Raw genomic sequence first — 13,993 nt, 5'->3', positions numbered from 1 at the left:
CGGCGGCACCCGGTAGTTCGCAAATTTGATGAACCGGCTGCGCAGAGGCGTGGCGAGGAAGTGAAAGACATGGCACTGAAGATCAACAGCAAGATCGTCGACTATGCTGTAGTCAAACCCGATGAACCGGCCAAGGCCCCAGAAGCCAAAGCCGCTCCGGCGATCGAGGAAATGCACGAGAAGCTCAAACGCCCCGAGTTTCTTGAGGGCTCGACTTACAAGATCAAGACTCCGACTTCGGAGCATGCGATCTATGTCACCATCAACGACGTCGTGCTCAACTCCGGCAGCGACCACGAAACTCGTCGTCCCTTCGAAATCTTCATCAACTCGAAGAATATGGAGCACTACCAGTGGATTTCAGCCCTGACGCTGATTATCTCCGCTGTGTTCCGCAAGGGTGGCGATTGCACCTTCCTGGTTGAAGAGCTGCGCAGCGTGTTTGATCCCAAGGGTGGTTACATGAAGCGTGGTGGCCGCTGGAGTCCGTCGCTGGTTGCCGAGATCGGTGATGTGCTGGATCAGCACCTCAAGCGCATCGGCATGATCAAGGATGAGATGGACGAGCATCAGCAGGCGTATCTGGAGCAGAAGCGCGCCGAGTTTGCCAATCTCAAGCCTCAGGCGCAGACGGAAGCCGACTGCGACGACAGCAGTAATGCCTATCCCGAAGGCTCGCAGATGTGTGGCAAGTGCCATACCAAGGCCGCGATCCAGATGGATGGCTGTCTGACCTGCCTCGCCTGTGGCGACAGCAAGTGCGGCTGATTCAGTAGATTGTTAGCCGTGAAAAAACGCACCCCTTGGGGTGCGTTTTTTTTGCCCGCCTTCTGCTCCGTCATTCATCTTCTCCATATCCCCCAACAGGGGGGGTGAACCCACATAGCCCCTGTCTCTAGCATCAAGCTCCGACAAATACTGCGGAGCCTGAACATGGCCTACCTGACGGTGAATGATGTCCGTCTGCACTTTGAGCGCTTTCCGCAGCCCGGCAAACCGGTGCTGGTGCTGAGCCATTCGCTGTTTTTCGACTGGCGCATGTTTGAGCCCTTGATTGAGTTGTTGCATCCGCATTTCGAGATCATCGCCTACGACCATCGTGGTCAGGGGTTGAGCAGTCGAGCTGGGCTGCTCGATATGGATACCCTCGCGGACGATGCGGCGGCGCTGATCGATATGCTGGATCTGGCGCCCTGTTACTTCGCCGGCAACTCGATGGGTGGCTTTATCGCGCTGCGCCTGGCTGCCCGATATCCCGAGCGTCTGGCGGGTTGTATCGTGATGGGCAGCAGTGCGGACCATGAGTACCAGCTTGCAGAGTTCGAGCCGCTGGTGCACCGCCTGGCGCAGGAGGGGGCGGCCGACCAGGTAGACACTTTGATGTACATCATGTTCGGTGATCAGACCTTGCGTAGCCCAGAGCACGCCTCTCTGTGTGCACATTGGCGTGATCAAATGCGCAGGCTCGGCCCCGAAATCGGAGCGGCCGCCATGGGTGTTATTCATCGGCGCAGCGTGGTGAATGAGCTGCAGGCGCTGAGTGTGCCGCTGTTGGTTCTGGCGGGCGAGCAGGATCATGCGTACAGCACTGCGTTGTCCGAGCAGATCGTCGAATGCAGTGGCCACGGTGAGTGCAAGGTAATCGCTGCGGCCGGTCACTCGCTGGCGCTGGAGCAGCCGTTGCAGGTTGCAGAGGCTATTCGCGGGTTCGCGACACGTGCTGCCTGAGCAATAACGAACAGATAGTGAAAATAACGACAACAGAAGAGTTATGCCCATGAAGAAGTTGATTGCCTTTCCACTGATGGCGTCATTGCTCGGTCTTGCGACGGCGGTTAACGCTGGCGCAGTGGACACAGCCGCAATGCTGGCGGTCGAGAATGATGGAAGCGAGTGGCTGAGTTACGACCGCACTTGGTCGCAGCAACGCTTCAGTCCGTTGCAGCAGATCAGCACGGAGAACGTTGATCAGCTGGGTCTGGCCTGGTCGATAGACCTCGATAACACCCGCGGACTGGAGGCAACGCCGCTTTATCACGAAGGTGTGCTCTACACCTCTCTGTCCTGGAGCAGGGTGATGGCGGTTGATGCAGAAACCGGCAACATTCTGTGGAGCTATGATCCGGCTGTCGATAAGTCTCGCGCGCGTCATGCGTGCTGCGATGCCGTCAACCGTGGGGTGGCGCTGTGGAAGGGTAAGGTCTATGTGGGCACACTGGATGGTCGCTTGGTTGCGCTGGACGCAAAAACCGGCGAGCCGGTTTGGACGAAACAGACGACCGACCCAAGCAAGCCGTACACCATCACGGGCGCACCGCGTGTGCTCAATGACATGGTGTTGATTGGTAACGGCGGGGCAGAGTACGGTGTACGTGGCTACTTCTCGGCCTACGACGCTGCGACCGGTGACATGCGCTGGCGCTTCTACACCGTGCCATCCGATCCGGCTGAAGGGCCTCAGGCGACTCCTGCGTTGGAGGAGGCTCTGAAAACCTGGAGCGACAAGACCCGTTGGGATATGGGTGGTGGCGGAACCAGCTGGGACAGCATTGCCTACGACCCCAAATTGAACCTGCTATATGTCGGCACTGGCAACGGTTCGCCTTGGAATCGCGAGATCCGCAGTCCGGGTGGCGGTGACAATCTTTACCTGTCTTCGATTTTGGCCTTGCGCCCGGAGACCGGCGAGCTGGTGTGGTATTACCAGGTTACGCCGGGTGAGAGTTGGGATTACACAGCGACTCAGCAGCTGACTCTGGCAGAGCTTGAAATCGACGGCAAGCTGCGCCAGGTGATCATGCAGGCGCCGAAGAACGGGTTTTTCTACGTGTTGGATCGGGAAACCGGTGAGCTGATTTCGGCCGAGAAATTTGGCAAGGTCACCTGGGCAGAGAAAATTGACCTGGCCACGGGTCGTCCGGTCGAGGTTCCGGGCGCGCGCTACGAGAGCGGCGAGCCTGTGACCATTTGGCCGAGCCCGCTGGGTGCGCATAACTGGCACTCCATGTCTTACAGCCCGCTGACAGGTCTGGTGTATATCCCGTATCAGGAGATACCGGCCACCTACGCCAATGAAGGCGGCAGCTTCGTTGTGCTCAATGGTTTCAACACGGGTGCGGGTCTCGAGAACAAGGAGTTGCCGCGCGAATATGCGACCGGTGCTCTGATTGCCTGGGATCCGGTCAAGCAAGCGCCGGCGTGGCGGGTTGAGCGCCCCAATCACTGGAATGGCGGCACCCTGGTGACCGCGGGTAATCTGGTATTTCAAGGTACTTCTGCTGGCCAGCTGGAAGCCTACAGTGCTGACCAGGGAGCGCCTCTCTGGCATTTCCCGACGCAGACCGGCGTGATTGCCGCGCCCATGACCTATCAGCACAACGGCGAGCAGTACATCGCCTTGATGGCCGGGTGGGGTGGTGCTGGCGGCCTGTTCGGTGGTGACGCGGTGCAGGCGACTGGTGCCCGTAACGTGAGCCGCATGCTGGTATTCAAGCTGGGCGGCAAGGCGCAACTGTCTGCACCGCCAGCAGCTGAGCAGCTGCCTGACCGGGTGCCGCAACCGGTGGTTGCTGCTGCCAGTGATATCGATGCCGGTTCGGATTTGTACGCAACCTATTGCATGATCTGTCACGGCGTCGGCACTGTTGGTAACGGCATTCTGCCGGACCTGCGCTACTCCAGCGATGCGATTCGTGGAGCCTGGGAGGCGATTGTTTTGCAGGGGGCATTCCAGGGTAAAGGGATGGCGTCGTTTGCAGACAGTCTGACAGCCGAGCAGGCCAACCAGATCAAGCTCTACATCATGCAGCGTGAATACGAAAGCTGGATGGCTGAGAATCAGCCCGTAGCCGAGTAGGTCGCCGGTGGTCAGAGCGTGACTGATAATGCTAATTGAGTATTTACTCTAAACAGACTCGTTCGTATTATGGGGCGGCCGGCGCGAGCAGGTCGCCCCTGTTTTATTCCAGCCTGCCTTGCTTGCTGTGCACTGTGCTACCGCTCTGCTAGTGTTGGTAGTGTAAATAACAAAAAGAGGCTGTCTCAGGCAGCCCAAGCTCGGCACGGATCGACTTCATGAACAGGAAACACGTGGCCTGGATTGCGTCGCAGTCCTCCCCCGGGCAGCCCGGGGCCAACGATGTACCAGTGTTGCTGACGACCAAGATTACGCCCCCTCGCCGTGGTCGCGGTGTGCTGCCTCGTCCTCGACTTGAGCAGTTCGCCGAGCATCTGACTGAGCGCCGTCTCGCGATCCTTGAAGCACCTCCCGGATTTGGAAAAACAACTCTTGCGACCATCTGGGCAGAGCGCCTCGTTGCGCAGGGGCATGCGGTTGCGTGGCTGTCGCTGGACGCAGAGGACGACAGTGCGCACCGCCTGCTGTATTACTTGAGCGCGGCAATCAATCGCGTCTGCTCGTCGGTGGGCAAACAGGTGTTGGCGCTCGGAGACGGGGTGTCGGCCTACAGCGCTCAGGCGCTAGCCAGTTTGCTGATCGCAGAGCTGGAGCGTCACCCGCAACCGATCACCCTGATATTTGATGATTATCACTGCATTGATGATGCGGTGCTGGTGGAGGCGCTGCGCTTTCTGGTTCAGCGAGCGCCAGAGCAGGTTCACCTAGTGTTCATCGGCCGCAAGGATTTGCCAGAGGCCATTCTCGAGCACTTCTATGCGGATGAGCGGTTGGAAATAGACGGCGCTTTGCTGCGTTTTCAGCCGGAAGAAACCCGCGACTTGCTGCGAAAGGGGGGGTTGCAACCGGAGTTGGGTGGTGACCTGTGTGTCATTCAGGAGGCGGCGGACGGATGGATTGCTGCGCTACGGGCTTATCTGCTCACCACTAATACCAGTGGGGGACGCCACCTTCCGCGCAGTATCAGCAACCTTTTTGACGACATTCTTGCCCAGCTGAGTGACTCGACGCGCCGTACTCTGTGCGCGCTGGGGCTGTTGGAAAAGTTTAGCCCGGCGTTGTTGCACACGTTGTTTGGTGACGAGGCTGCAGAGGACCTTTTGCAATTGTTGCGGCGCCGGCAACTGTTCCTGAATGTGCTGGATGAGCATGACGGCTGGTTTGGTTTGCACCCGCTATTTCGTGACCATCTGCGTTCAGCCTGTCTGCGTCAGGATGAGGTGGCAGCACGGCAGTTCCTGCTGCAGGCAGCTCGATGGTTTGCGGAGCGCGAACTTTGGTTCGATGCTATTCAACTTGGCATGGACAGCGGCGATGTCGAGCAGTTGCGTGAGTGGATTCAGGACTGCGCGACGACGCTGATTGAGCAGGGCGATTTCAATACGCTGGTGGCGCTGGAGAAGCGCTGGAAGTTGCAGTCCAGTGACAATCCTCTGCCTCTCAAGGTTACTCGGGCCTGGGCCATGGGGCGTGCTCTGGAGCATGGTCCGGCGATGCGTCTGGCCGAGGAGCTGGAGGCTGAAATCGCGCAACATGAGCACAGCGAAGAAGTTGTCGCCATGCACTGGGAGGTGCAGGCGATCAAGACCATGCTGTGGGCGCTGGATGATCGATTTGGCCTGGCTGCGCCGCTTGCCGATGCCTGCTTGGCGTCTGGGCACTGCACGCCCTGGGCGACCAACGTGCTCCGTAATGTCGTTTGCGGAACCCATATCCGGGCTTGTCGTTGGGACAGGCTGTACGCATTGCCACCGACTCAAGGTGTTGCGCAGGGCAATCGCGGTTATTTTCTTCATGACTGTTACCGCAAGTCCCTGTACGCGCTGGCCGAGTTTTATCAAGGCCGCATCGTGCAGGGTATGGCGACCCTGGACGGGGTATTGGAGCAGGCGCATGAGTTGTTTGCCTGTGATTTACGTCGCCCCAATCCGGTCCTGACGGCTTTGCCGAAAGGCTTTGGCGCTGTCGGCCACTATCTGCGCGGCGAGCATTCCGAGGCGGAGTCGTTGCTTGTGGAGTCGATGTCCTACATCAAGTCGGGCAGTTTCATCGAATGTATCGCCTTTACGCACATGGTTCAGGTGCGTTTGCTGGCCCACCAAGGCCGGTTCGCCCAAGCGCGTCGAGTGCTGGATGATCTGGAGTCTCTGGCTCTGGCGCGTGAATGGCCGCGGCTGCAGGCGAGGGCGTTGCTCGAACGTGTGCGGCTACACCTGCTTGAGCGCAAGCCGCGCGAGGCTAACGTCTGCAGCAGCATGCTGCAACAGTTGGCCAGCCTGGACTGGCCGGACCAAAGTATTGATCGCGAGTACTTCGCGTTGCTGTCTCGTCTCTGGCTGGCGCTTGATGTCGAGCGTTGTGAGCCGGCGCTGCTTGATCAGGCGGTTGCTCTCTTGCAGCGCATGAAGGAGCGCGAGATTTGGCTCTACTACGTTGAGTTGGGCAGCGTAACCGGGCTGTTGCTCAGCCGCGAGCGCGGTATGAGTGAGTCGGTTGAATTGCTGGGTTCGGTTTTGACGCTGACAGCCGAAAGCGGTGTGGTGACCCTGCTGAGTGACCTGCCGACGCCGGATGCTTGCGGCCTGTTTGCCCGCCACTGTCCAGTTGCTTTGCAGCTGCAAGCCGCCGAGTTGCTGGGCATAGATGCTCAGGAATCCGCCGGGGATTGCAGTGAGGCCCTCTTGGCGCTGACTGTGAAGGAGCGTCAGGTAGTTCAGCTGGTGGCCGAAGGAAAGTCAAACAAGCAGATTGCTCGAGACCTGAACGTCACCCCTGAAACGATCAAGTCCCACATGAAGAATATCTTTGCCAAGCTCAAGGTCGACAATCGGGCGCAGGCAGCGGTAATGCTGCAGCAGCACGCGACTATCTGACTGCTAACTTCCTCAACAACCAAGCCGGGGCAGTAAAATACTGCCCCGGCTTGGTTGTGCGTGTTCGACAGTCCGGCTCTTCGCCCTGGACACTCCGTAGAGACTCAACTAATCAGCAGGCATAAAAAAGCCCCTGTCGTCCGGAGCAGCGGAAACGACAGGGGCTGGGTACTGCTCAGGTATCAGCGGATGCCGGAGGCCCGCAGAGCATTCGGGGTGTAGTCGGCAGACGACGCCTGGAAGCTGAAGTCGTAGTTCTTACGTTCTTCGTTGGTCATACCCAGTGCGACATAGCGGCCGTTCTGCAGGTCGTACAGGGTCTCCAGAGCGTAGCCCGGTACCTGACGGTCGAAGCGCTGCAGGGCGATTGCCTCTGCGACGCGCCACAGGCCACCGCGACCGTCGTAGTGGTCGATTGCACCTGCTTGCCAGTTGTCCTCGTCGATGAAGAAGTGACGCTTGGCGTAGACGTGACGCTGACCTTCTTTCAGGGTTGCCTCAACTTCCCAGACACGGTGCACTTCGTAGCGCACCAGATCCTGGTTGATGTGGCCCGGCTGAATGATTTGATCGTACTTCACGTCGCGCGAGGCGATGGCGAAGTTGTTGTAGGGAATCAGCAGCTCGCGCTTGCCAACCAGTTTCCAGTCGTAACGGTCCGGAGAGCCGTTGTACAGGTCGTAGTTGTCGGAGACGCGGGTACCGTCGGCGCTGAACGCCGGACCGTCGTAGGCAACCTGCGGGGCGCGGCGTACGCGACGCTGACCGGCGTTGTACATCCAGGCCGCGCGGGGTTCCTTGAACTGGTTGATGTTCTCGTGTACGAGCAGCACGTCACCAGCCAGGCGCGATGGCGACAGAATGCGCTGGGTGAAGTAGAACATCAGGTTGTCGGAGATCTTCGGGCCGTAGTCGGTCAGTGCCGTGGCGAAGGTGAATGCGTCCTGCAGGATCACCATCGTGTTCGAGCCGTTCGCCTGCGGAGTGGCCTGAGCCATTACGCGGGTGAAGCTGCCGCCGCGGTAGCGGGTGATGTGGTTCCAGATGACTTCCACGCCGCTCTGCGGAATCGGGAAGGGGTAGGCGGTATCAAAGTTTTCGAGACCGTTTCCGCCTTCAGCCAGCTTGGTGTTGACCGCGTTGCGGGCCACAGCATCAAACACTTCCTGCGGTACGGTAGCGCTGCGGTTGGTCTGAAATACGCGCATCCGATAGGTGTCGGGGTAGCGCTTGAGCATGGCTTTCTGGCCGTCGGTCAGCATGTCGGCATACTGATCCATATTGGCTGCGGTGACGGTGTACAGCGGTTGTTCACCGGCGAAGGGGTCGCCGAAGAAACCGTCTGCATCTACCGACGCTGCATCGGTGGCCATGCCGCCAGTCCAGGCCGGAATGGTGCCGCTGGCGTTGCCAGCGCGCTCGGCGCCCATCGGAGTCAGGGTTGTTTGCAGCTTGGCTGCCTCCTCGGGGGAGACGGCGGCGCTCACAGACAGCGCCAGCGCGCTGAGCATCGCGCCGCCGAGAAGCTGAAGGGATCTTTTATGAATCTGTTTCATCGCTTGCTCCGTTCTTATTAGAAGTTAACGCCGAAGCTGACGGCCACGAAGTCGCGGTCAGTGTTCGGGTTATAGTCACCACCGAAGAAGTTGGTGTAGTTGACGCTGGCGTTGTACTTGTTGTTGTACACGCCGGTCAGGCCAACACTCGCCGCCATTGAGCCTTCAACAAAGTTCGGGCCTGTACCGTCGACGTCATGGGAGAAGGCGAAGCTGGGCTTGAGTGCAACGCCTGCGAAGCCTTCATACTCCATGTTGACCAGCGCGCGGTAACCCCAAGAACTGCTGGTGTAGAAACCGTCGTAGGTACACTCGGACGGGTCCGCAGCGTTCAGGCCCTCACAGGCGCCAGCTACAGGCAGCGGGCCAGAACCGTAGAGCGAGTCACGGCCGTAACGCAGTTCATTGATGCCTTTCTTCACGCCGCTGATGTGGTTGTAACCAACCTCACCAATGACGGTCATGCTGCGAGCACCCCAGATGTTGTCGAAGATCTTGATCGCAGTGACCTGGGCCTGGGTAACCGGCAGGCGTTTGTAGCCTTGGATTACAGTGCCGGCAGGGATTGCAACGCCCAATGTTGCGCCCGGGACGTGGCCGCTGGTGTTGATCGGGGTTATAGAGTTGCCCAGCGCTGCACCGGTCAGGTCGTTTGAACTGATCTGTACCGGCTGGTTCGGGCGGTAGCTGATTTCACCGGATAGTGCGGTGCCGCCAACGTTGGTCTGGAAGCTCATGCCGTAGATGCGGATGTCTTCCGGATACGCCAAGAAGTAGTTACCCAGCATGGGGACGTCGATCTGGCCCGTTTGAGAGTTGGGCTCCGCGCCAATCGGCGTCTGGCCGCCAGCAGCGATGGTGTTATAGGTCGGCAGGCGACTGTGAATGTTCATGAAGTACAGACCGAATTCGGTCTGATGCAGCTGCTCGGCGTAGTAGCGGAAGGACACGCCGAACTGGCCGTCGTCGCGGGCATCGACGTCACCGGCACGCGGCACATAGACAAAGGTTGGGTCTCCGTTGGCGCCGTTCTGGCTACCGCCGACACCCACCTGGTAGCAACCGTCTGCGAGTGTGTCACTGGGCGAGAAGAAGGTGCCGCAGTTATCGATAACGGTCTGATCCCACTCCAGCTGGTAGAAGGCTTCCATCCCCAGGTTGTCGGTCAGACTCTGGGACAGATACAGCATGTTGACCGGAATCAGGCCTTCCTTGATTTCCGCGCCGGGGCGGCGGAAGGCGGCAACGTCGATTGGGTTGATGCTGTTGATGCCGTTCTGGATAAAGGTACTCTCACCCCAGCTGACAACTTGCTTACCGATACGCACGGAGCCCGGCATATCGCCAATGTTGTAGTTGTGGTAGAGGAAGGCGTCGAGCAGTTGCACGCCCGAGGCCTGGGCTGCGGTCTTGCGATTGTCGTCGCTGATGTCGTACAGATCCTGATGACCGTCCTTCAGCTCGAAGTCGTACCAGTACTTGCCGCGCAGGAACACGCCGGTGTTGCCGTATTGCAGGGACAGGTCATGGATGCCCTTGAAGATGGTCGAGAAGGCGTCGCCCTTGTCGAAGTTCAGGCGGTTGTCGTCCGTGTTGGCCGCGTTAGCGTTACCACCGTTGTTTCTCCAGATATGGTCCTTGTCAGGGCTGGCAGTTGCCCAGCTGGAACCAACGGAGATGCTTGAGTCGAACTGCCCTTCGATGTCGCCGATGTCGAAGCGCACTGCATGCGCGGGAAGCGCAGAGGCCATTGCGATCGCTACGACCATGGGTTTCAAGCTGCTGTGCAGAATCGTTCTTGTTTTTATGCTTTTCATGTTGTCCTCGCGCCGGGCGCTTGTTGTTATTGAGGATCCCAGGCTTGCAGCAGTGGTAGTAAGCCAATCTGCCGCTGGATTCGACTCTATGCCGATAGGTTGTGCGTTTATCCCCCCCTAATGGGGGAGCGGGGGGAGGGAGGGCAAGTGCTTGCAGCGTTGTGGCGCTGGTCCATAATGCGAGCGGGATGTGCAGGCGGGCCATTGGAGAGAGCAATATGACCACCAGAGCGTTGTTGATCGGCGGTAATGCGCAGGGAAAAGTAGCCATTGAGCCGCGAATGGCTAATCGGCACGGGCTGATTGCCGGCGCGACCGGTACAGGTAAGACCATCACGCTGCAGGTGCTGGCACAGGCGTTTTCCCAACAGGGAGTGCCGGTGTTGGTGCCCGACATAAAGGGGGACTTCTCCGGTATCGCGAAACCGGGTGTGGTGTCGGAAAAACTGCAACAACGCGCCCAACGGGTTGGCATCGAGACGCTTGAGCCCAAGGGCACACCGGCGGTGTTTTGGGACGTCTACGGCCAAAAAGGGCATCCGCTGCGCCTGACCATCTCGGAGCTTGGCCCGCAACTGCTTTCACGTCTGTTGGGCCTGAATGAAACCCAGAGCGGTATCGTCGATATTCTGTTCCGGGTCGCCGATGATCAGGGCTGGCTTCTGCTCGATATGAAAGACCTACGCGCGATGCTGAATCATGTGCATGAGCAGCGCACTGAAATAGGGCCACGCTACGGCAATATTTCACCGGCCAGTGTCGGCGCGATTCAGCGCTCGCTGCTGCGCCTGGAACAGCAGGGTGGTGAGCAGCTGTTTGGTGAGCCTGCCGTTGCCCTGGACGACTTTCTCCAGGTCGATGAGCACGGTCAGGGCGTAGTCAATATTCTCCACGCGGAGCGCTTGTACCGGGAAAGCCCGCTGGGCTACGCATGTATCCTGCTTTGGCTGTTGTCGGAACTGTTCGAGCAGCTGCCGGAGGTCGGGGATGCGGACAAGCCGCGCTTTGTGCTGTTCTTCGATGAGGCGCATCTGCTGTTTAATGACACTCCCAAGGCGTTGCTGGATCGTATCGAACAGGTCGTGCGACTGATTCGCTCCAAGGGCGTAGGCGTGTACTTCGTGACGCAGAGCCCGCTGGATCTCCCCGATACCGTGCTGGCGCAGCTCGGCAACCGGGTGCAGCACGCCCTGCGCGCCTTTACACCGCGTGATCAGAAGGCGGTGCGCGCCGCAGCACAGACATTTCGCGCCAATCCTGACCTCGATACCGAAGCCGTGATCACCGCCTTGGGTGTGGGGGAGGCGCTGGTCTCGGTGTTGGATGAGAAGGGCTCGCCATCGATCGTGCAGCAGATCTGGGTGCGGCCACCGGACAGTCAGATGGGGCCGCTCACTGACGCCGAGCGCGCCGCGCTGATTACAGCATCGCCGCTGAAGGGCGTGTATGACGAGCCGGTTGACCGTGAGTCTGCCTACGAACTACTGCAAAAACAGGCCGAGCGTTCGTTGTCCGAGGAAAAACCGCAGACCCGTACTCAGGGCACAGCAAGGGCTCGCAAGGAAAAGAGCATGGCCGATGAGGTCACGGACATGATCAGCTCGTTTGGCCGCAGCGCCATGCGCTCCATCGGTACTCAGCTTGGTCGGCAGATCGTGCGCGGGCTGCTCGGTTCGCTGCGCAGTCGCTGAGGGCGGTTACATTCGACCGCGCGCACAGGGATAATGGCCGCAGCCTAAGGAGAGATTCATGCCCGCGTTTGATCTGACACTGCTTTTGCCGTTGGTTTCACTTGCCCTGCTCGCTGGATGGGGGCTCACAGCCTGGCTGCTGATACGCCGCGGCGCGGCGCTACAGGAGCAACTGGCCGAGGTGCAGGTGCAGCTACGCGAGGCGCAGGCAGCTGCACAGCAAGCGCAGCTGGAATTGCATCAGCAAGGCAGTGAACGGGGGGCGCAGCTGACCCGCATCGAGCATTTGCAGGAGTCGCTGGCCGAGTTGCGCGAGCAGCAGCAAACCCTGCAAGCCAGGCTCGGTGAGCAACAGGCCCAGCAGCAGCATTGGCAACTGCAGGCCGAGCGCGCGCAAACGCTGGGGGCAGAGCAGGGGCGCCAACTGGAGGAGCTGCGCAGCGAGCGTCAGCGGCTGCAGGGCCGTTTGGATGCGGTGCAGAGTGAGTACGAAGACCTCAAGGTTCGCCACTCCACCCTCGAAAGCTCTCTGGAGCAACGTCAGCAACACTTTGCCGAGCAGCAGCAACTGCTCAAGGACAGCCGCGAGCAGCTCAAGCTGGAGTTCGAGCAATTGGCGGGCAAGATCTTCGAGTCCAAGGGGCAGGCCTTCTCGCAGACCAGCCAGGAATCGCTCAACGCGCTGCTCAAACCCTTCCGTGAACAGATCGACCAGTTCCGCGCCAAGGTCGAAGACATTCACCACAAGGACACCCTGCAGCAGGCCACGCTGTCGGCCGAGCTGAATCATCTGAAAGAACTTAATCGCCAGATCACCCAGGAAGCACATGACCTGAGTACCGCGCTGCGTGGTCAGAAAAAGACCCAAGGCAACTGGGGCGAGCTGATTCTGGAAAACGTACTGGAGCGCTCCGGGCTGCGCGCCGGGAAGGACTTTCAGCGTGAGGTCAGCATCAACAACGCCGAGGGTAAGCGTCAGCGCCCGGACGTGCTGGTCTACCTTCCACAGGACAAGCACCTGATCATCGATGCGAAGGTGTCGCTCAACGCCTACACCCGCTATATCAATAGTGAGGATGAGGCCGAGCGGCGCATCGCTTTGAGTGAGCATGTGCAGTCGGTCAGCGACCGTATCCGTGAGCTGTCGGACCGAAACTACTTTGAGCTGCCTGGGCTGAACGCGCCGGAGATGGTGTTCATGTTCATTCCCATCGAGTCAGCTTTTGTCGAAGCGCTGAAGGCCGATGAAAGCCTGTTCCAGAAGGCCATCGAGCAGAATGTGCTGGTCGCCACCCCAACCACGCTGCTGACCAGTCTGAATATCGTGCGTCAGCTTTGGCGCTTTGAGGATCAGAACCGCCACACCGCCGAGCTGGCTGACCGCGCCGGCAAGATTCACGACAAGCTGCGCACCTTCCTGGCGAGCATGGACGGCATTGAAAACAGCCTGGATAAGGCCTCGCAGGCCTATCGCAAGGCACGCGACCAACTGGTCGACGGGCGTGGCAATCTGGTCAAGCAGGTTAACGAGTTCAAGGAGCTGGGCGTCTCGGTAAAGGCGGAACTCAGTGAGGAGTGGACTGACCGCGCTGCGCTCGAGCTGTCACACGAGCGCAGCGAAGAAACGCCCTGATACGGTGCATCGCCCCGCGGAGGGGCAATCACTCAGAGGTGGAAGTCACCGTTGGCTTCCGGCTGATAGAGCACATCAATGATTTTCAGCCGCAAGGGGCGACCGGCCGGTCCCTGCCAGTTGATGCTCTGGCCGACCTTCAAACCGATCAGCGCCATGCCCACCGGCGCGAGCACGGAAATGGTGCCGGGCCGACCGGCCTGATCCGGATACACCAGCGTGAGTACAAACTCCCGATCGCTGGCTTCATCGACAAATCGCACCGTCGAGTTCATCGTGACCACGTCTTTGGCAATCTGCCGGTGGCTGATGACTCGGGCGCGTAGCATCTCGTCCTCCAGCGCTTCGAGCATTTCCAGAGGGGCCGGTATCTCGGCCATTACCTTTTCCAGACGTTGAACATCCAGACGTGTCATGACGATGGCAGGGGATTTGTTCATGGCGAACGGCACTACTCCTTAGACAGAGTTGGGTAAAAAAGAGATAAGGGAATACATCGGTAGAACA

At 59.4% G+C, this 13,993-nt stretch carries 9 protein-coding genes; 6 read left to right on the top strand and 3 right to left on the bottom strand.

Annotated features, from left to right (window positions below; all coding sequences use genetic code 11):
* The first annotated feature begins 69 nt into the window (after positions 1-69).
* The 4 genes from AAFM31_RS00420 (at position 70) to AAFM31_RS00405 (ending at position 6,789) form a co-directional block, all read left to right on the top strand.
* Positions 70-768, top strand: a complete 699-nt coding sequence (locus tag AAFM31_RS00420) for an NrdJb (RefSeq protein ID WP_341705925.1) — start codon at positions 70-72, stop codon at positions 766-768.
* Between the two features lie 165 nt (positions 769-933).
* Complete coding sequence (locus AAFM31_RS00415) at positions 934-1,728, top strand: alpha/beta fold hydrolase (protein ID WP_341705924.1); 795 nt, start codon at positions 934-936, stop codon at positions 1,726-1,728.
* Between the two features lie 49 nt (positions 1,729-1,777).
* A complete protein-coding gene (locus AAFM31_RS00410; protein WP_341705923.1) occupies positions 1,778-3,856 on the top strand; it encodes a PQQ-dependent dehydrogenase, methanol/ethanol family in 2,079 nt (692 codons plus the stop codon).
* Positions 3,857-4,074: 218 nt separating this feature from the next.
* Complete coding sequence (locus AAFM31_RS00405) at positions 4,075-6,789, top strand: LuxR C-terminal-related transcriptional regulator (protein ID WP_341705922.1); 2,715 nt, start codon at positions 4,075-4,077, stop codon at positions 6,787-6,789.
* 182 nt (positions 6,790-6,971) lie between these two features.
* Here the strand turns inward: AAFM31_RS00405 and AAFM31_RS00400 are convergent, their stop codons facing one another.
* Positions 6,972-8,345: a DUF1329 domain-containing protein gene (locus AAFM31_RS00400; RefSeq protein WP_341705921.1), complete on the bottom strand. Its 1,374-nt coding sequence runs from the start codon at positions 8,343-8,345 to the stop codon at positions 6,972-6,974.
* A gap of 17 nt (positions 8,346-8,362) precedes the next feature.
* Positions 8,363-10,162: a DUF1302 domain-containing protein gene (locus tag AAFM31_RS00395; RefSeq protein WP_371832988.1), complete on the bottom strand. Its 1,800-nt coding sequence runs from the start codon at positions 10,160-10,162 to the stop codon at positions 8,363-8,365.
* A 218-nt stretch (positions 10,163-10,380) separates the two neighbouring features.
* Between AAFM31_RS00395 and AAFM31_RS00390 the strand changes: the two genes are divergently transcribed.
* On the top strand, positions 10,381-11,853 hold the full coding sequence (locus AAFM31_RS00390) for a helicase HerA-like domain-containing protein (RefSeq protein ID WP_341705919.1): 1,473 nt from the start codon (positions 10,381-10,383) through the stop codon (positions 11,851-11,853).
* A gap of 58 nt (positions 11,854-11,911) precedes the next feature.
* Positions 11,912-13,486: a DNA recombination protein RmuC gene (gene rmuC / locus AAFM31_RS00385; RefSeq protein ID WP_341705918.1), complete on the top strand. Its 1,575-nt coding sequence runs from the start codon at positions 11,912-11,914 to the stop codon at positions 13,484-13,486.
* A 32-nt stretch (positions 13,487-13,518) separates the two neighbouring features.
* Here rmuC and rnk read toward each other — a convergent pair whose 3' ends face one another.
* Complete coding sequence (gene rnk, locus AAFM31_RS00380) at positions 13,519-13,926, bottom strand: nucleoside diphosphate kinase regulator (protein ID WP_341705917.1); 408 nt, start codon at positions 13,924-13,926, stop codon at positions 13,519-13,521.
* Positions 13,927-13,993 lie beyond the last annotated feature (67 nt).

It is taken from the genome of Halopseudomonas sp. (assembly GCF_038130085.1).
Taxonomy (GTDB): Bacteria; Pseudomonadota; Gammaproteobacteria; order Pseudomonadales; family Pseudomonadaceae; genus Halopseudomonas.
The sequence above is the reverse complement of the archived record's forward strand: the minus strand, read 5'-3'. Positions and strand labels throughout refer to the sequence as shown.

Bases quoted from the DNA above. Each gene is read 5' to 3' on its own strand.
- AAFM31_RS00390 (WP_341705919.1), top strand. From the start codon at position 10,381: ATGACCACCAGAGCGTTGTTGATCGGCGGTAATGCGCAGGGAAAAGTA.
- AAFM31_RS00405 (WP_341705922.1), top strand. From the start codon at position 4,075: ATGAACAGGAAACACGTGGCCTGGATTGCGTCGCAGTCCTCCCCCGGG.
- AAFM31_RS00400 (WP_341705921.1), bottom strand. From the start codon at position 8,345: ATGAAACAGATTCATAAAAGATCCCTTCAGCTTCTCGGCGGCGCGATG.
- AAFM31_RS00415 (WP_341705924.1), top strand. From the start codon at position 934: ATGGCCTACCTGACGGTGAATGATGTCCGTCTGCACTTTGAGCGCTTT.
- AAFM31_RS00395 (WP_371832988.1), bottom strand. From the start codon at position 10,162: ATGAAAAGCATAAAAACAAGAACGATTCTGCACAGCAGCTTGAAACCC.
- rmuC (WP_341705918.1), top strand. From the start codon at position 11,912: ATGCCCGCGTTTGATCTGACACTGCTTTTGCCGTTGGTTTCACTTGCC.
- AAFM31_RS00410 (WP_341705923.1), top strand. From the start codon at position 1,778: ATGAAGAAGTTGATTGCCTTTCCACTGATGGCGTCATTGCTCGGTCTT.
- rnk (WP_341705917.1), bottom strand. From the start codon at position 13,926: ATGAACAAATCCCCTGCCATCGTCATGACACGTCTGGATGTTCAACGT.
- AAFM31_RS00420 (WP_341705925.1), top strand. From the start codon at position 70: ATGGCACTGAAGATCAACAGCAAGATCGTCGACTATGCTGTAGTCAAA.